Source organism: Microbacterium sp. LWS13-1.2 (genome assembly GCF_040144835.1).
In the GTDB taxonomy this organism is placed as follows: domain Bacteria; phylum Actinomycetota; class Actinomycetes; order Actinomycetales; family Microbacteriaceae; genus Microbacterium.
Genome location: NZ_CP151632.1, coordinates 1,086,758 through 1,104,857, shown reverse-complemented (window position 1 = coordinate 1,104,857; position 18,100 = coordinate 1,086,758). Strand labels below are relative to the sequence as shown.

The window sequence follows — 18,100 nt, the reverse complement described above, 5'->3', positions numbered from 1 at the left end:
CCGGGCGGCGGCTCAGGTGTCGATCCGATACCGCACGGGTGTCTGCCGATGGGCCTTGCCGCTGCACCCGTCAGTCGGGCAACGGCATCCCGCCGGCACCCGGCTCTTGCGAGGGGCGCACATCGCCTTCCGTGCCGTCGCCGAGCACGGGCTTGGCGGCGGCGATGTGCGAGATCGAGCGCCACACCAGCAGCAGAGTGATCGCCGATCCCGCGAAGGCGAACCACCACGGGGCGGTGAGTCCGAACAGCTGGGCCAGGATGCCGCCGATGAACTGCCCGATCACGAGACCGCCGAAGACGCCCACCATGTTGACCGAGGCGATCCGGCCCTGCAGCTCCATCGGCACGAGTCGCTGGCGCACGGTGGTCGAGATCGTGCCCCACACGAACGCGTACACCCCGAAGCCGAACATGATGACGAACGCGACGGGCGGGGACGTCGTGAGGGCGAAACCCAGGTGCATGAGCACCTCGAGCGACAGGCACACGCGCATCAGCGTCGAGAACGACACGTGCTTCTCGAGCCAGCCGAAGCTCGCGATGCCCACGAGGCCACCGAGCGCGGATGCGGTGGTGAGCGCACCGTAGCCGACGGGGCCCATGCCGAGGTGCTCGGTGGCGTAGAGCACCAGGACGCCCCACGGCGCGGCCCAGGTGACGTTGAACACCAGGATGATGATCACGAGGGTGCGCACCGGCGCATTGTGACGCAGCCACCGGAGGCCCTCGCGGATCGCGTGCACCTTGGTGCCCGGTGCGGAACCGGGCTGATCCGGCACGGGTGTGCGGGCGATGCGCGAGATGAGCAGCACGGCGAGTGACACGCAGATCACCTGCAGCAGAAACGGCCAGAACGATCCGAGCGCGAAGAGGAAGGCTCCCAGCGGCGGACCGGCGAGCTGGTTGGCCACGAGGTAGCCGGCCTGCATCCGGGCGTTGCCGATGCCGAGGTCGGCGGGCTTCACCAGCATCGGCAGCAGCGTGCTGCCGGCGGAATCGGCGAACACCTCGGCCGTGCCGTAGAGGAACGCTGTCGCGAGCACCAGCCACACCGTCGCCTGGCCGGTGACGAGGAAGACGACCAGGGCGAGGACGACCACCGCGCGCAGTCCGTTGGCCAGCATGACGAGGCGGCGGCGGTCGTGGTGGTCGGCGACGGCCCCTGCGAGCAGCCCGAACAGCAGCCACGGCAGGAACTGCATCATGGCGCCCGCGGCGACGAGGAACGGCGACGAGGTCAGCGACGCGATCAGCAGGGGCGCGGCGGCGAGTGCGATGCCGTCGCCGAGATTGCTCGTCCACGACGACGCGAGCAGCCAGCGGAAGTCTGTCCCGAGGCGGCGCGGCGCGATGATCTCCCCGAGCGAAGGCATCCCGCCATCCTATGAGGGCGGCGGTCGCACGACGCGCCGGCGGACCCGGATGCCGATACGGGCGCGACGTCAGCTCGTGGGCGTGGCCGCGCCCTTATGCGTGAACAGCGTCTCGGTCTGCTCGATGTCCATGCCCTTGGTCTCGGGAATGCGCAGGAGCACGTAGAAGAACGAGAGCGCCGCGAAGAGGGCGTACATGCCGTATGTGAGCGGCAGCGACCACGACGACATCGCGGGGAACGAGATCGTGATGAGGAAGTTCGCGATCCACTGCGCGCCGGCGGCGACGCCGAGAGCCTTGCCGCGGATGCGGCTGGGGAAGATCTCGCCGAGCAGCACCCAGACGAGGGGGCCCCACGAGGCGCCGAATCCGACGACGAAGACGTTCGCCGCGATGAGCGCGATCGGTCCCCACGGTGCGGGCAGCGTGACCGCACCCTCGGCGTCGGTCTCGGAGAACACGAACGAGATCGCCATCAGCCCGAGCGAGAGCGCCATCATCACGGAGCCCGTGAGCAGGATCGGCTTGCGCCCCACGCGGTCGACCAGGAAGATCGCGATGAGCGTCACGAGCACGTTCGTGATCGAGGTCACGACGCTGATAGTGAACGAGTCGCTCTCGTCGAACCCGACCGACTGCCAGAGGCTCGTCGAGTAATAGAAGATCACGTTGATGCCGACGAACTGCTGGAACACCGACAGGATGATGCCGACCCAGACGATCCGCTGCAGGCCCAGCACCGGACCCCGCAGCGAGACGCCGGCATTCTTGCGGTCCGTCTCGATCGCGGTCTGCAGATCGCGCATGGTGTGGTCGAGGTCTGCGGCCGGGACGAGCCGCGAGAAGATCTCCTTCGCCTCGTCGTAGCGGCCCTTCGCGATCAGGTAGCGAGGGGACTCCGGCAGCGTGAACGACAGGATGCCGTACACCGCCGACGGGATCACGCCGACGAGGAACATCCACCGCCACGCCTCGAGTCCGAACCACAGCACGTTGTCGGCACCACCCGCGGTGTTCGCCAGCAGTGCGTCCGACAGGAGGGCGGCGAAGATGCCGATCGTGATCGCGAGTTGCTGCAGCGACGCGAGCCCGCCGCGGATCTGGCGAGGCGCGATCTCGGCGATGTATGCGGGAGCGATCACCGACGCGATGCCGATGCCGAGACCGCCGATGACGCGCCACAGCGCGAGGTCCCAGGCCGAGAACGCGAGGCCGGCGCCGATAGAGCTGACGAAGAACATGATCGCGCCGAGGAACATGACCCGCAGGCGCCCCCAACGGTCCGACAGGGTGCCGGCGATGATCGCTCCCACGGCACAGCCGAGAAGGGCGATGGCGACGACGAAGCCCGTGATGACGTCGTTGAGCGCGAAGTCCTTCGAGATCGAGTCGACGGCGCCGTTGATGACCGACGAGTCGAAGCCGAACAGGAAGCCGCCGACGGCGGCGGCGACCGAGAGGCCGATCGCCCGTCGCCCGTAGGGGCTGCGGAGAGAGAACGCGTCTGCGGGGATCGATCCGGTCGAACTCATGGTCGTACGCTAGCGGCCGACCGCCCCGAGGGCGAGGCAATCGACGGCTCGTCGGCGAACCGAGCGCTACGGCTCCCGCCGGCGCCGCAGGACGGATGCCGGCACGCGTGGCGCCGGCGACCAAGGACTCTCGGCCGGCCCCCGCCGCGACGATGGGTACAGTGAACGCATGCCCGTGACACTCCTCGGTGCGGCCGAGATCCGCGCGCTGGCCGCCGACCTCGACGTGACGCCGACCAAGAAGCTCGGGCAGAACTTCGTCGTGGACGCCAACACGGTGCGCAAGATCGTGAGCGTCGCCGAGGTGGCTCCGGGCGACCGTGTGGTCGAGGTGGGGCCGGGGCTCGGGTCGCTGACTCTCGCGATCCTCGAGGCGGGCGCGTCCGTCACCGCCGTCGAGATCGATCACCGACTCGCCGAGCGCCTGCCGGCGACGGCGGCCGCGCACGGCGTCGCAGACGGCGCCCTCACCGTTGTGGACGCGGACGCGCTGCGTGTCACCGAGCTTCCGGGCGACCCCGCCGTGCTCGTGGCGAACCTGCCCTACAACGTCAGCGTGCCGGTCCTGCTGCACTTCCTCGAGAACTTCCCCGGCCTCGAACGCGGTGTGGTCATGGTGCAGGCCGAGGTGGGGGAGCGCCTCGCCGCCCCGCCCGGATCGAAGGTGTACGGCGCCCCGAGCGTCAAGGCCGCCTGGTACGGACCCTGGCGTCTGGCCGGCACCGTCTCGCGCCTGGTGTTCTGGCCCGTCCCGAACGTCGACAGCGTGCTCGTCGGATTCCGTCGAGACCCCGAGCCCCGGGGTGACGAGGCCCTCCGCCGGAGGACGTTCGGCATCGTCGACGCGGCTTTCCAGCAGCGGCGGAAGATGCTGCGTCAGGCCACGTCGGGCGTTCTCGGGGGCACCGCGGCCGCGGCGTCGGCGGTGCTGGAGAGCGCGGGAGTGGCGCCGACCGCACGCGGCGAGGACCTCTCCATCGACGATTTCGTGCGCATCGCGCGGGCTGCCGGAGACGCCGTCGTCGTGTGAGTTTCGTGATTGTTCACCGTGTGGTGACCGGACGGCCCGAAACATGCCGGTAACATTTCTGCGTCCGCCGTCCCGTTCCACGGGCAGCTCGCCTCGCGGCGGACCGGAGTGAATCGACATGCGACCCGCCGAATATCCGGCCCCTGAACGCATCTTGCTGCACATCAGCGACACCCACCTGCGCGCGGCGTCGACGCCACGCCTGTTCGACGCCCTGGACGGTGCGGCCCAGCTGGCCCGCGCGCTGGGTGTCATCGAGGACTCGGGCATCCGACCCGACGCGGTCGTCTTCACGGGCGACCTCGTCGACCTGGGGGAGCGCGGCGCCTACGCCGACCTCCGCGCCCTCGTCGAGCCGTTCGCCGCGCGCATCGGCGCACGGGTGCTGTGGGTGATGGGCAACCACGACGATCGTGCGGCATTCCGCGCCGAGCTGCTCGGCGAGGCATCGGATCTCCGCCCCGTCGACCGCGTCGACGAGCTCGACGGCCTCCGCGTCGTCACCCTCGATACGAGCGTCCCCGGGCACCACCACGGCGAACTGCGCGACGAGCAGCTCGCGTGGCTCGCCGACGTGCTGGCCACGCCGGCGCCGCTCGGCACGATCCTCGCCATGCACCACCCTCCCGTTCCGGCGGTGCTGCCGCTCGCGGCGAGCGTCGAGCTGCGCGACCAGGCGCGCCTGGCGGCGGTGCTGCGCGGCAGCGACGTCCGCGCCGTCATCGCCGGCCATCTGCACTACTCGACCTTCGCGACCTTCGCCGGCATCCCCGTGTCGGTGGCGTCATCCACCTGCTACGCGCAGGACCTGACGGTCCCCGTCGGCGGCACCCGGCCGCAGGACGGCGCGCAGGCGTTCAATCTCGTCCACGTCTACGACGACACCGTCGTGCACTCGGTCGTGCCCGTCGACGCGCCGCGCACCCTCGAGTACATCGACGCCGACGAGGCGCAGCGCCGGCTGCGCCTGGCCGACGTCGCGCCCCTCAGCGCCGCGCCGAGGGATGCGCCGACCGAGCCGATTCCTCTGCTGCGCTGAGCTCAGCGCGCTCCCACGGCGCCCGCACCGGGAACATGCGCTCCAGCGCATCCCGCAGGCTCCGCACGCGCACATCCTCGGGGACCTCGGCGTTGCCGCCGTCGTTGAGGCAGAACATGTCGACATCAGTGCGCTCGGCCAGGCGCTGCATGCGGCGAAGACCCGACGCCATCGTGGTCTGCGCGTAGCGCACGCGCGGCTCGCGCGTGGCGACGGCGCGCCCGGTCATGAGCGCGTAGTAGTGGTAGAGGCTGTTCGTGACCGAGATATCGGTGGCCGAGCGGAAGCGGGATGCCGCCGTCCGGGCGAAGTCGTCGGGGAAGGCCTCCTCGAGCTCGGCCATCACGCTCTTGCGCAGCGGCGTCGCGCAGTGGTCGAGGTCGCGCACGATGGTGCGCCCGAACCGCTCGCCGAGGAGGGCGCGGTTGACGCGGAGTCCGTTGTCGTGTCCGCTGCGGTGCGGCGCCGGGGCACCGGCCCCGATCCGCACCTCGCACTCGACGAACTTCGTCACCCCCGCGGGCGTGAAGAAGAGCTCCGGCTCCAGCAGGCGCCCGAAGAACATGTCGTCGTTCGAGTACAGGAAGTGCTCGGCCAGTCCCGGGATCCGGTGCAGCTGCGCCTCGACGGCGTGCGAGTTGTGGGTCGGCAGCACCGACGGGTCGGCGAAGAACTCCTCGCTGCGGACGATCGTCACCTTCGGGTGGTCGAGCAGCCACGACGGCGCGGGCGAGTCGGTCGCGATGAAGATCCGCCGCACCCAGGGCGCGTACATGTGGACGCTGCGCAGCGCGTAGCGCAGCTCGTCCACGTGCCGGAAGCGCGCGGGGCTGTCGTCGCCGTCGCCGACGACGTACTCGGCCATCTGGGCGGCGCGCATGCGCTGGAACGCGCTCGATGAGCCGTCCACCCACGAGAAGACGAGGTCGACCTCCTCGGTGAACTCGTGGGGCTGCGGATCGAACATGCCGTCGATCGTTCGCCAGGAGCGCCCGTAGCGCTCGACGGTCGTGTACGCGAGGTCGTCGGCGGGCGTGAGCTTGCGGGTGAGTGCGTTGTCGCGCGGCGCCTCGACGAGGTCGTCGGTGAAGCGCCAGAGCTCGAGGTGGGCGCCGAGCGCGGCGGTGTAGCGAAGGGTGCCGTTGCGGCTGATCCGGGGACGGTAGACGCGCACGGCCGTCGGTGCCGCGGCGAGGGGCTGGGCGTCTGAGGCGAGCACCGGCGGACGCCCCTTCGCCTTGAGGTACAGCGGCTCCGTCTCGCAGAGGCCGTCGAGCGCAGCCAGGGCGGCGTCGCGATCGGCGAGGTCGATCGCCAGCGCGGGGACCGCGCGATCGTGGCGGATCAGCGTCACGGTGATGCCGGCCGCCTCCAGGGCGCCGGCGACGAGCAGCAGATCCGACGTGCGGGCCTCGACCGGCGTGACATCGTCGTGCACGAGATGCAGGATGCCGCGGTCGACGGCGATATCCGCGCGCTCCAGCAGTCCCGTCCACGTACGGGCGGGCTGCGGCAGAGCCGAGAGTGCGGCCATATTTCCTCCTTCGCTGGCGACGACGTGTCGCCGTCCGGTGTGGTCACCCTAGGCATCATCCGTTACGAAGACGTTTCCTCTTGCATCCCTTGACATGCCGGCACTGCGTGTGCCCTGCTCGAAGACACCCGGGGGAGTACACGCCGGCGGCTGTCACCTGCGCACCGGACGCCGCGCCGATAGCCTGGACCGGTGACCGAAGACGCGCGCTACCTGTCCCGTGGAGGCGACCTCCACCGCCCCTACGCCGCCGCCCACGACCGCTACGATCTCGCGGAATACCGCCGCGTCGGCACGTCGGGCCTCACCCTTCCGCCCGTCTCTCTCGGCCTGTGGTGGAACTTCGGCGACAACATCCCGTTCGACAACCAGCGGGCGCTGCTGCGCCACGCCTTCGATCGCGGCATCACCCACTTCGATCTGGCCAACAACTACGGTCCGCCGTACGGCAGCGCCGAGACGAACTTCGGTCGCATGATGCGCGAGGACTTCGCCCCGTACCGCGACGAGCTCATCATCTCGTCGAAGGCCGGCTACGACATGTGGCACGGGCCCTACGGGAACGGCGGCGCGCGCAAGTACCTGCTGGCCAGCGCGGAGCAGTCCCTGCGGCGCATGAACGTCGACTACGTCGACATCTTCTACTCGCACCGCGTCGACCCCGACGTGCCGGTCGAAGAAACCGTGGGGGCGCTCGACACGCTGGTGCGTCAGGGGAAGGCCCTCTACGTGGGCATCTCGTCGTACAGCGCCGAGCGGACGGCGGTGGCGGCATCCGTGGCCCGCTCGCTCGGCACCCCGCTGGTCATCCACCAGCCGTCGTACTCGATCCTCAACCGCTGGGTCGAAGACGGCCTGACGGGCGTCCTGACGCAGGAGGGCATGGGCGCGATCGCGTTCACTCCGCTCGCCCAGGGCCTGCTCACCGACAAGTACCTCGGCGACGGTTCCGCCGAGCGCGCGCAGCAGCGCGCGTCGCTTCCGGGCGGCTCGCTCAGCGAGAAGGGCCTCACCACCCTCCGCTCGCTCGACGTCATCGCGAAGGAGCGCGGGCAGACGCTCGCGCAGATGGCGATCCAGTGGGTGCTGCGCGACCCCGTGGTCGCATCCGCGCTGATCGGCGCATCGCGTCCGGCGCAGCTCGACGAGAACCTCAAGGCGCTCGAGGGTCCGGCGTTCGACACCGAGGAGCTCGAGCGCATCGACGCGCTGTCGGACGGCATCGACGTGGACCTCTGGGCGGAATCGGCGAACCGGTGACGCAGGCCCTCGCCCCCGACGGCGTCCGGGTGCGGGCGCCGGGCAAGCTGAACCTCTTCTTCGAGGTCGGCGGCGTGCACGACGACGGCTACCACGACGTCGCGTCGGCGTACCAGGCGGTCTCGCTCTACGAGGACGTGTGGGCCTCGTCGTCCGACGAGTTCACCGTGGCGATCTCAGGCACGGTCGACGTGTCGGGCGTGCCGGCCGACGACCGCAACCTCGCGGTGCGCGCGGCGCGGCTCGTGGCTCAGCGCATCGGGTACTCCGGCGGCGTGCACCTCGACATCGTCAAGCACGTGCCCGTCGCCGGCGGCATGGGCGGCGGATCCGCGGATGCCGCAGCCGCCCTCGTCGCCTGCGACGCGCTGTGGGGGGCCGAGCTCGGCAGCGCCGAACTGCACAAGCTGGCGTCCCGGCTGGGCGCCGACGTTCCCTTCGCCATCATGGGAGGAACGGCGATCGGAACCGGCCGCGGCGACCAGCTCAGCCCTGCCCTCGCGAAGGGCCGGTTCGACTGGGTGCTGGTGCCGTCGAACGCGGGCCTGTCGACCCCCGAGGTGTACGCGCACCTCGACGAGCTGCGCGCGCGCCCCGACATCGCGGCGACCGGTGCGCCGGCCGTGGATCCGGCGGTGCTGCAGGCGCTGCGCGCCGGCGATCCGGTCGCCCTCGCCGAACACACCCGCAACGACCTGCAGATCGCGGCGCTCTCGCTGCTCCCGCAGCTGCGGGAGGTGCTCGAACTGGGCGAGGAGTCCGGAGCGCTCGCGGGGCTGGTGTCGGGGTCCGGCCCTACCCTGGCATTCCTGGCCGTCGATCCGGAGTCCGCACTCGAACTGCAGATCACGCTGTCGGCCGCGGGGTACGAGGCGCTTCACGTGCACGGCCCTGTGGCCGGTGCGCGTGTGGTCACCTAGACCCCCGGCCTGAGTCCCGCACGCCGACCTGAGCCCGCCTCTGCGGGTGTGGAGAGGAAGATCCCATGAACACGCTTGATCGCACGCGCGGTGCCGACGAGTCCGACCGCGCGGCCTTCCGGGCCGGACCCGTCGACGAGCAGTCTCGCGCACGCCTCGCCGCGAACGGCCTCGACTACCGCCGGCTCGAGGTCGACGGCGACGGGTTCGTCGGCTGGCTGCAGAGCGTGGTGCGGGGCTTCCAGGACGGCGAACGCACCGACGAGCAGGTTGCGGCCACGCGCGACCGCAGCGGCTACCGACGGCTCACGGGGGTCTACGACCCCGCCGGACCGATGGCCGATGCGCCGGTCGCGACCATCGCGTCCTGGCTCGGCGAGCTCACCGTGCCCGGCGGCGCGGCGATCCCGTCGTGCGCGATCTCGGCTGTGACGGTGGCGCCCACCCACCGTCGGCGCGGCGTCGCCCGGTCCATGCTCGAGGGGGAGCTGCGGGCCGCTCACGGCGCCGGCATCCCGATGGCGATGCTCACGGTGAGCGAGTCACCGCTCTACGGCCGCTACGGATTCGCCCCCGCCGCTGCGAGCGCGTCGTGGCGGATCGAGACCAAGCGCGCCGCGTGGATCGGCCCGCAGCCCGCCGGGCGCATCGACTTCGTCACCCGCGAGCGCGTGCGGGAACTGCTGCCGTCGCTGCACGAGCGTGTGCGCCACCGCTTCCCGGGCGAGATCGACGTTCCCGGTGGTCACTGGGACGGGTTCGCCGGCACGAGTCCAGCCGCGGAGAAGGCGGGCGAGAAGCGCGCCGTGCAGTACACGGATGCCGAGGGCGAGGTGCGAGGCGCCGCGGTGTACGCCGTGCGCGAGAACCACGACGACTTCACCAAGGCGACGGTCACCGTCCACTACCTCCTGGCCGAGACGGACGACGCGTATGCCGCGCTGTGGCGGTTCCTGCTGGAGCTGGACCTGGTGGCCGAGGTCCACGCGGGCGAGCTGTCGATCGACGAGCCGCTGCTGTGGATGATCGCCGATCAGCGTGCGGCGAAGGTCGCGATCCGCGATCACCAGTACGTGCGGATCATCGACGTGGTCGCATGCCTCGAGACCCGTCGCTACGGCGCGGCGGGAACGCTCGTGCTCGACGTGTCAGACCCGATCGGGCTCTCGAGCGGGCGATATCTGCTCCAGGTCGACGCTGACGGCGTCGGACGGGTGACGACGCTCGCCGACGGCGAGTCGCCCGACGGAGCGGTGGCGGTCGCGCTCGGCATCACGGAGCTGTCGGCCACCTACCTCGGAGCCGTTTCGCCGGCGACGCTCGCCGCGGCGGGACGTGTGAAGACGACGGATGCCGTGGCCGCTGCTCGCGTGCTGGGCTGGCACACTGCGCCCCGGCTGAGCATCTGGTACTGACCCCGCCAGAACGCCCACTGACCCGGACTCCTGGACGCCCGGCGCGCGGCCGGGCCCCGCACCTCGCCTAGCCTGGAGGGGACATGGCACATCTTCTGGGGGCCGAGGCCCTGCACCTGGAGTTCCCGACGAAGGTCGTCTTCGACCGGGTCTCGCTCGGCATCGACGAGGGCGACCGCATCGGCGTCGTCGGCCGCAACGGCGACGGCAAGTCGAGCCTGCTGGCGATGCTGGCCGGCCGGCTCGAGCCCGACGGCGGCCGGGTGACGGTGCGCGGCGGCGTGCGCGTCGGCGTGCTCGACCAGGCGGACACGCTGGACGACACGCTCACGGTGCGCCAGACGGTCGTCGGCGATCGCCCCGACCACGAGTGGGCCGGCGACGCCCGCGCGCGCGACGTGATCGCCGGGCTGCTCGGCGACCTGCCCTGGGACGGACCCGTGGCGGGCCTGTCGGGCGGCCAGCGGCGGCGCGTCTCGCTCGCGACGCTGCTCGTGGGTGACCACGACGTGCTCTTCCTCGACGAGCCCACCAACCACCTCGACGTCGAGGCCATCTCGTGGCTCGCCGCGCACATCAAGGGCCGATGGCCGGCGAATCAGGGCGGGCTCCTGGTCGTGACCCACGATCGCTGGTTCCTCGACGAGGTGTGCAACACCACGTGGGAGGTGCACGACCGAATCGTCGAGCCGTTCGAGGGCGGCTATGCGGCGTACATCCTGCAGCGCGTGGAGCGCGACCGCCAGTCGGCGGTGATCGAGCAGCGGCGCCAGAACCTGGCTCGCAAAGAGCTCGCGTGGCTGCGCCGCGGCGCTCCGGCCCGCACGTCCAAGCCGAAGTTCCGCATCGACGCCGCCAACGTCCTCATCGCCGACGTGCCGGAGATCCGCGACGCGACCGAGCTGCGCTCCCTCGCCGTCTCGCGCCTCGGCAAGGATGTCGTCGACCTCCTCGACGCGGCCGTCGCCTACGACGGCCGCGAGGTGCTGCATCCGGTCGAGTGGCGGATCGCGCCCGGCGAGCGCATTGGGATCCTCGGCGTCAACGGCGCCGGCAAGTCGACCCTGCTGGGCCTGGTGTCGGGCGATGTCGAGCCCACGTCGGGGCGTGTCAAACGCGGCAAGACGGTGAAGGTCGCCACGCTCACGCAGCGCCTCGACGAACTCGAGGAGCATCTCAACGATCCGGTGCGCGTCGTCATCTCTCGCCTGCGCACGACCTACACGTTCGGCGCCGGCTCCAAGGCGCAGGAGCTCACTCCCGGCCAGCTGCTCGAGAGCATGGGCTTCCAGAGCGCGCAGCTCTCGACGCCGGTGAAGGACCTGTCCGGCGGTCAGAAGCGGCGGCTGCAGCTGCTGCTGATCCTGCTCGAGCAGCCGAACGTGCTCATCCTCGACGAGCCCACGAACGACCTCGACACCGACATGCTGGCCGCCATCGAGGATCTGCTCGACTCCTGGCCGGGCACGCTCCTCGTCGTGTCGCACGACCGGTACTTCATCGAGCGCGTCACCGACCAGCAGTACGCGATCCTCGACGGCCATCTGCGCCACCTCCCGGGAGGCGTCGACGAGTACCTGCGGCTGCGCGCCCGGGCACTGAGCGAGCGCGACGACACGAAACGCGGCGCCGCAACGGATGCCGCAGGCCCCGCGTCTACGTCCCCCTCGCTGTCGGGCGCCGACCTGCGCGCCGCGCAGAAGGAGGTATCTGCGCTCGAGCGTCGGCTCGAGAAGCTCGAGTCGCAGATCGGTGCCGCCCGCGTCGCGCTCGCCGACCACGACCAGGCGGACTATGTGGGCCTCGGAGCGGAGATGGCGCGCATCGGCGAACTCGAGAAGAAGCGCGACGGCGTCGAGGAGCGCTGGTTCGAGCTCACCGAGCAGATCGGCTGACCTCGGCGATCTAGTCGTGGGCGTCGAAGCCGAGGCTGAGCTTGCGCAGCAGCCCGGCGAGCCGGTCCCGGTCGCCGCGCGAGAGGGCGTCGAGCAGCAGGGCCTCGGCGTCGACGAGACGCGTGATGGCGGCATCCACCCGGATCTTCCCCTCGTCTGTCAAGGTGACCAGGACGCTCCGGCCGTCGTCGGGATCGGACTCGCGGCGCACCAGCCGTCGGCCGACGAGGCGATCGATGCGGTTGGTCATCGTGCCGCTCGAGACGAGCGTCTGCTGAAGCAGCTGCTTGGGACTGAGCTGGAACGGCTCTCCCGCGCGGCGGAGAGCGGACAGCACGTCCCACTCCCAGGGCTCGAGCTCGCTCCGACGGAAGGCGTCGCGCCGCGCGCGGTCGAGGTGCCGCGAGAGACGGTCGACGCGCGAGAGCACGCCGAGCGGTGAGAAGTCGAGGTCGGGGCGCTGCGTCGTCCAGGCCTCGACGATGCGGTCCACTTCGTCGCTCTGCGCCGTCATGCCCTCATTATCGCGGGGCCGGTGCTTCCGCAGGCTCAGCGACCGGAGGAGGTCTGGCAGACTTGACGGGCGGCATCCGGAGTCCTGGTCGCCGCGTTCCGCCGTGGTGTAACGGCAGCACGACAGCCTTTGGAGCTGTGAGGTTCAGGTTCGAATCCTGGCGGCGGAGCATGACCGACACCCCTGACAACGCTCTGGCCGTCATCGTCCTCGCCGCCGGACAGGGCACCCGCATGAAGTCGTCGCTGCCGAAGGTGCTGCACCGCATCGGCGGTCGCCCCCTCGTCGGGCACGTCCTCGCCTCCGCCGCCGCCCTGACGCCGGCGCGCACCCTCGTCGTCGTGCGCCATGAGCGCGACCAGGTGGCCGCGGCGGTCGCCGACCTGGCACCCGAGGCGCGGGTCGTCGACCAGGACGAGGTCCCCGGCACCGGCCGCGCCGTCGAGGTCGCGCTCGCCCAGCTCGAGGGCTTCGCCGGCGATGTGCTCGTGCTCTCGGGCGACTGCCCGCTGGCAGATGCCGGGACCCTGACCGCGTTCCTTGCGGCGCACCGCACGACCGATGCGGAAGTGACCGTCATGACCGCCGTCGTCGACGACCCGAACGGGTACGGACGCGTGATCCGCGACGCCGACGGAGACGTCGCCCGCATCGTGGAGCAGAAGGACGCCGACGACGCCGAGGTCGCGGTCCGCGAGATCAACGCGGGCATGTACGTCTTCCGCGTCGACGCGCTGCGCACCCACCTGCCGGCGATCGGCATCGACAACGCTCAGGCGGAGAAGTACCTCACCGACGTCGCGGGGCTCGTCCGGCGAGCCGGCGGCAGGGTCGCGGCATCCGTCGTCGACGACGTCACGGTCACGTACGGCGTGAACGACCGCGCCCAGCTCTCGGAGGTCGGGCGTCTGCTCAACGCGCGCACGGTGCGCCGCTGGCAGCTCGAGGGGGCGACGATCCTCGACCCGGCGACCACCTGGATCGACGTCGACGCGAAGCTCGCCCCCGACGTGACGGTGCTTCCCAACACGCACATCCTCGGCGCCACCGTGATCGACACCGGCGCGATCGTCGGACCCGACACGAGCCTCGTCGACTGCGAGGTCGGAGAGGGCGCCACCGTCCGGCGCGCCGACGCGACGCTCGCCGTGATCGGCGCCCACGCGACCGTCGGCCCGTTCGCATACGTCCGCCCCGGCACGTACCTGGGCGACAAGGGCAAGATCGGCACCTTCGTCGAGACGAAGAACTCGACCATCGGCGAGGGCAGCAAGGTGCCGCACCTGTCGTACATCGGCGACACCACGGTCGGCCGCGGCGTCAACCTCGGCGCCGGCGCGATCACCGCCAACTACGACGACCTGGCCAAGCACCGCACCGAGATCGGCGACGAAGTGCACGCCGGCTCGCATAACGTCTTCGTGGCGCCCGTTAGGATCGGAGACGGCGCGAAGACGGGGGCGGGGGCGGTCATCCGCAAGGATGTGCCCGCCGGTGCTCTCGCTCTCAGCGTCGCCCCTCAGCGCAACGTCGAGGGGTGGGTCGAGAAGAACAGACCGGGTACTCACGCGGCGGATGTCGCCGCCAAGGCCCGCAGCGCACAGAAGGCGGACGATGGCGCGCAAGAAGAAGACCGTTGAACTCGACCGGGCGAATGACATCGCCCCGGGCCTCGTGGCCAAGACGAAGAAGCGGCTCGTCATCGCGCGCGGGAGCTCGCACCCCGAGCTCGCGGCGCAGGTCGCCGAGCAGCTGAGCACGGAGCTCGTCCCCACCGAGTACCGCACGTTCGCGTCGGGTGAGATCCTGACGCGGTTCGAGGTCTCGATCCGCGGCTGCGACCTGTTCCTCATCCAGAGCTTCGGGCCGCCGGTCAACGAGTGGATGATGGAGACCCTCATCATGCTCGACGCCGCGAAGCGCGCGTCGGCCAAGCGCATCACCGTCGTCGCGCCGTACTTCCCGTACTCGCGTCAGGACAAGAAGGGCCGGGGCCGCGAGCCCATCAGCGCCCGCCTCGTCGCCGACCTGTTCAAGACCGCCGGCGCCGACCGCGTCATGAGCGTCGACCTGCACGCCGCGCAGATCCAGGGCTTCTTCGACGGTCCCGTGGACCACCTGTTCGCCAAGCCCGTGCTGCTGGAGTACTTCGAGAACACGCTCAGCGAGACGGACCGCGCCCGCCTCACCGTCGTCTCACCCGACACCGGACGCGTGCGCGTGGCGGACCAGTGGTCCGACAGCCTGGGCGCTCCGCTGGCGATCATCCACAAGCGCCGCGACCCCAACGTCGCCAACCAGGTCACCGTCAACGAGATCGTCGGCGCGGTCGACGGACGCGTCTGTCTGCTCGTCGACGACATGATCGACACGGGTGGCACGATCGTGAAGGCCGCCGAGGCGCTCAAGGCCAACGGCGCGACCAAGGTCATCGTCGCCGCGACGCACGCGATCTTCAGCGATCCCGCCGCCGAACGCCTGCAGAGCCCGGCGATCGACGAGGTCGTCGTGACCGACACGGTGCCGATCCCCGACGAGAAGCGGTTCCCGAGCCTTACGATTCTGCCAATCGCACCGCTGCTCGCACGCGCGATCCACGAAGTGTTCGAGGACGGCTCCGTCACCAGCATGTTCGACGGGGCGGCCTGACGCCGGCACAGGGTCGGACCCCCGACTCCGCGGCGGCGACGGAAGGATGACGAATCCATGACGCAGCCGCTGAGCTCCGCACCGTTGACCGAAGCGCGCCTCACCGTGGCGCGTCCCTGGGCGCTGGCCACCGGCGAGGTGCTGGCGCATCTCAAGGCCGACGCCGGGGGACTGCGCACAGCCGACGCGGCGGCGCGCCTGGAGATCGCCGGACCCAACCGCCTCCCCGAGCCTGCGCGCAAGCCGGCGGTGCTGCGGTTCCTGGCGCACTTCAACGACACCCTGATCTACATCCTGCTGGGCGCCGCGGTCATCAAGGCGCTCATGGGGGACTGGCTCGACTTCTGGGTGATCATGGTCGTCGCGATCATCAACGCGGTGATCGGCTATATCCAGGAGGGGCGCGCCGAGAAGGCGCTCGCCGGCATCCGCGGCATGCTGTCGGCCGACGCCAGTGCGCGCCGCGACGACGGCTGGGTGACGGTGCCCGCCGCCGACCTGGTGCCGGGCGATGTCGTGCGGCTCATGCCCGGCGACAAGGTGCCCGCCGACCTGCGGCTGCTCCAGGCCTTCCAGCTGCGCATCGATGAGGCCGCGCTCACGGGGGAGTCCGTCCCGTCGTCGAAGACCACCGACCCGTCGGTCCCGGAGGCGGGGGTGGGCGACCGCGGATCGATGGCGTTCTCCGGCACCATCGTCAGCGCCGGGCAGGGCCGGGGCGTCGTCACCGCCACCGGATCCGACACCGAGCTCGGCCGCATCCAGAGCCTCGCCGACGAGGCTGAGTCGCTGGCCACGCCGCTCACCCGCCAGCTCGACGGGTTCGGCCGCGTGCTCACCGTCGTGATCCTGGCGATGGCGGCGATCATGATGATGATCGGGCGCTTCCTGCACGGGATGCCGTACCCCGAGCTCATCTCGGCGGCCATCGGGTTCGCCGTCGCGGCGATCCCCGAGGGGCTGCCGGCGCTGGTGACCATCACGCTCGCGATCGGCGTGCAGCAGATGGCCCGCCACAACGCCATCACGCGCAAGCTCCCCGCGGTCGAGGCGCTCGGCTCGGTGACCACGGTGTGCTCCGACAAGACGGGCACGCTCACCCGCAACGAGATGACCGTGCGGCACATCGTCACACCGCTAGGCGAGTACAGCGTCACCGGGCTGGGCTACGTGCCCGAGGGCGAGATCGTCCGCGCGGGTGCGGCTGCTCGCGCGACTTCGCGCCCCGACGCCGCTGCTGCCGAGGACGCGGGGGTACCTGCCGACCGCGGCGATCTCGCGGCGCTCCTGGCGATCGCGACGCTCTGCAACGACGCCCACATCGTCCGCGGCGACGACGGCGAGTGGGGTCTCGTCGGAGAGCCGACGGAGGGTGCGCTCAAGGTCGTCGCGATGAAGGGCGGTGTCGGGAGCGCGGGCGGACGCCGGGTCGCAGTCATCCCGTTCGACTCCGCCAACAAGCTGATGGCGACGCTCAACGAGGGCGCCCGATCCGGGGGTGCGGCCGGCGAGGTCTCACGGGCGATCCTCGTCAAGGGCGCGCCCGACCGCCTGCTCGAGCGCTCGCTCACCCAGCGCGGCGCCGACGGGTCCGAGCCGCTCGACCTGGTGCGCTGGAACGCGGCGATCGAGGCGCTGAGCTCGCAGGGCCTGCGCGTGCTCGCGGCGGCGCGCAAGCCGGTGCGACCGACGACCGACGAGTTCGCGCTCGACGACCTCATCGACCTCGAGTTCATCGGCCTCTGGGGGATCGTGGACCCGCCCCGGCCGGAGGCCGTCGAGGCGATCGCGGACTGCCACACCGCCGGCATCCGCGTGAAGATGATCACGGGCGACCACGCCGGCACCGCCCTCGCCATCGCGCACGAGATGGGGCTCGCGGGCTCCGACGCCGAGGTGCTCACGGGCGCGGAGCTCGAGGCGCTCACTCAGGAGCAGCTGCGCGAGGTCGTGCGCGACGTCGACGTGTACGCGCGCACGAGCCCCGAGCACAAGATCCGCATCGTGCGGGCGCTGCAGTCGCACGGCGAGGTCGTCGCGATGACCGGTGACGGGGTCAACGACGCTCCTGCGCTGACGCGGGCCGACGTCGGCATCGCGATGGGCATCAAGGGCACCGAGGCGACCAAGGAGGCCGCCGAGTTCGTGCTGGCCGACGACAACTTCGCGACGATCCGCAGCGCGATCGCCGAGGGACGTCGCATCTACGACAACCTGCGCAAGTCGATCGTGTTCCTGCTGCCGACCAACGGAGCCCAGTCGCTCGTGATCCTCGTCGCCGTCGTGTTCGGGCTCGCGCTGCCGATCACGAGCGTGCAGGTGCTGTGGGTCAACATGGTGACCGCGGTGACACTCTCGCTCGCGCTCGCGTACGAGCCGGCCGAGCGCGGCATCATGCGCCGCCCCCCGCGCGCCACCGGCGGACCGATCATCGATCGCCGCGAGCTCGGGTTCGTGCTGGTCGTGTCGCTCCTCATCGGCGGCGCCGCGATGGGCGTCTTCTACGGCGTCGTCGCGACCGGAGCCGACATCGAGGTGGCCCGCACCGAGGCCGTGCTCATGCTCGCGCTCGGACAGCTCGCGTATCTGCTCAACTGCCGGTTCCTCGGGCGCTCGAGCCTCACCCTCGACGTGCTGCGGGGCAACCGCGTGGTGTGGTGGTCCGCGATCGCCCTCATCGTGCTGCAGTTGATCTACACCTACGTGCCGTTCATGAACGTGCTGTTCGACTCGCGGCCGCTGGACGCGGCATCCTGGATCCTCCCGATCGTGGTGTCCATCGGCATCTTCCTCGCCGTCGAGGTGCTCAAGGCTGTGCTGCGCGCACGAGGCACGTCATCGACGACCCCGGACACCCTCAAAGGCGGCTCATAGGAGCGGTTGGCAGGATCCTTTCCAGACGCTTCCGCGTCACCGCTCGCACGACACGAGCCCGA

Annotated in this window: 13 protein-coding genes and 1 tRNA gene; 10 read left to right on the top strand and 4 right to left on the bottom strand. The window is 70.8% G+C overall.

The window, feature by feature from the left end; translation table 11 throughout:
* Positions 1-70 precede the first annotated feature (70 nt).
* Together MRBLWS13_RS05360 and MRBLWS13_RS05355 are read right to left on the bottom strand one after the other, a co-directional pair.
* Entirely contained in the window at positions 71-1,375 is a 1,305-nt protein-coding gene (locus tag MRBLWS13_RS05360) for an MFS transporter (protein WP_349427991.1), read from the bottom strand.
* A gap of 69 nt (positions 1,376-1,444) precedes the next feature.
* Positions 1,445-2,908: a sugar porter family MFS transporter gene (locus MRBLWS13_RS05355; RefSeq protein ID WP_349427990.1), complete on the bottom strand. Its 1,464-nt coding sequence runs from the start codon at positions 2,906-2,908 to the stop codon at positions 1,445-1,447.
* A gap of 169 nt (positions 2,909-3,077) precedes the next feature.
* On the opposite strand from MRBLWS13_RS05355, the gene rsmA reads away from it, so the two are divergent.
* Both rsmA and MRBLWS13_RS05345 read left to right on the top strand, forming a co-directional pair.
* Complete coding sequence (gene rsmA, locus MRBLWS13_RS05350) at positions 3,078-3,938, top strand: 16S rRNA (adenine(1518)-N(6)/adenine(1519)-N(6))-dimethyltransferase RsmA (protein ID WP_349427989.1); 861 nt, start codon at positions 3,078-3,080, stop codon at positions 3,936-3,938.
* A 118-nt stretch (positions 3,939-4,056) separates the two neighbouring features.
* Positions 4,057-4,977 carry a phosphodiesterase gene (locus MRBLWS13_RS05345; RefSeq protein ID WP_349427988.1) on the top strand — a complete coding sequence of 307 codons (921 nt, stop codon included), beginning with the start codon at positions 4,057-4,059 and terminating at the stop codon, positions 4,975-4,977.
* Here the strand turns inward: MRBLWS13_RS05345 and MRBLWS13_RS05340 are convergent.
* Positions 4,925-6,511, bottom strand: a complete 1,587-nt coding sequence (locus MRBLWS13_RS05340) for a stealth conserved region 3 domain-containing protein (protein WP_349427987.1) — start codon at positions 6,509-6,511, stop codon at positions 4,925-4,927. The two genes, MRBLWS13_RS05345 and MRBLWS13_RS05340, sit on opposite strands and share 53 nt — an antisense overlap.
* A 192-nt stretch (positions 6,512-6,703) precedes the next feature.
* Here MRBLWS13_RS05340 and MRBLWS13_RS05335 point away from each other — a divergent pair, with 192 nt between their 5' ends.
* The 4 genes from MRBLWS13_RS05335 (at position 6,704) to MRBLWS13_RS05320 (ending at position 12,001) form a co-directional block, all read left to right on the top strand.
* Positions 6,704-7,771 carry an aldo/keto reductase gene (locus MRBLWS13_RS05335; RefSeq protein WP_349427986.1) on the top strand — a complete coding sequence of 356 codons (1,068 nt, stop codon included), beginning with the start codon at positions 6,704-6,706 and terminating at the stop codon, positions 7,769-7,771.
* Positions 7,768-8,691 carry a 4-(cytidine 5'-diphospho)-2-C-methyl-D-erythritol kinase gene (locus MRBLWS13_RS05330; RefSeq protein ID WP_349427985.1) on the top strand — a complete coding sequence of 308 codons (924 nt, stop codon included), beginning with the start codon at positions 7,768-7,770 and terminating at the stop codon, positions 8,689-8,691. The genes MRBLWS13_RS05335 and MRBLWS13_RS05330 overlap by 4 nt, the downstream gene beginning before the upstream one ends.
* Positions 8,692-8,756: 65 nt before the next feature.
* Positions 8,757-10,106 carry a GNAT family N-acetyltransferase gene (locus MRBLWS13_RS05325; protein ID WP_349427984.1) on the top strand — a complete coding sequence of 450 codons (1,350 nt, stop codon included), beginning with the start codon at positions 8,757-8,759 and terminating at the stop codon, positions 10,104-10,106.
* A gap of 83 nt (positions 10,107-10,189) precedes the next feature.
* Entirely contained in the window at positions 10,190-12,001 is a 1,812-nt protein-coding gene (locus MRBLWS13_RS05320; RefSeq protein WP_349427983.1) for an ABC-F family ATP-binding cassette domain-containing protein, read from the top strand.
* Between the two features lie 10 nt (positions 12,002-12,011).
* Here the strand turns inward: MRBLWS13_RS05320 and MRBLWS13_RS05315 are convergent, their stop codons facing one another.
* Entirely contained in the window at positions 12,012-12,515 is a 504-nt protein-coding gene (locus MRBLWS13_RS05315; protein ID WP_349427982.1) for a MarR family transcriptional regulator, read from the bottom strand.
* Between the two features lie 97 nt (positions 12,516-12,612).
* Between MRBLWS13_RS05315 and MRBLWS13_RS05310 the strand changes: the two genes are divergently transcribed.
* The 4 genes from MRBLWS13_RS05310 (at position 12,613) to MRBLWS13_RS05295 (ending at position 18,038) form a co-directional block, all read left to right on the top strand.
* A tRNA-Gln gene (locus MRBLWS13_RS05310) sits at positions 12,613-12,684 on the top strand.
* Between the two features lies 1 nt (position 12,685).
* Positions 12,686-14,155, top strand: a complete 1,470-nt coding sequence (gene glmU / locus MRBLWS13_RS05305; protein WP_349427981.1) for a bifunctional UDP-N-acetylglucosamine diphosphorylase/glucosamine-1-phosphate N-acetyltransferase GlmU — start codon at positions 12,686-12,688, stop codon at positions 14,153-14,155.
* Positions 14,130-15,164: a ribose-phosphate diphosphokinase gene (locus tag MRBLWS13_RS05300; RefSeq protein WP_349427980.1), complete on the top strand. Its 1,035-nt coding sequence runs from the start codon at positions 14,130-14,132 to the stop codon at positions 15,162-15,164. The genes glmU and MRBLWS13_RS05300 overlap by 26 nt, the downstream gene beginning before the upstream one ends.
* A 57-nt stretch (positions 15,165-15,221) precedes the next feature.
* On the top strand, positions 15,222-18,038 hold the full coding sequence (locus MRBLWS13_RS05295; RefSeq protein WP_349427979.1) for an HAD-IC family P-type ATPase: 2,817 nt from the start codon (positions 15,222-15,224) through the stop codon (positions 18,036-18,038).
* The last annotated feature ends 62 nt before the right edge of the window (positions 18,039-18,100 follow it).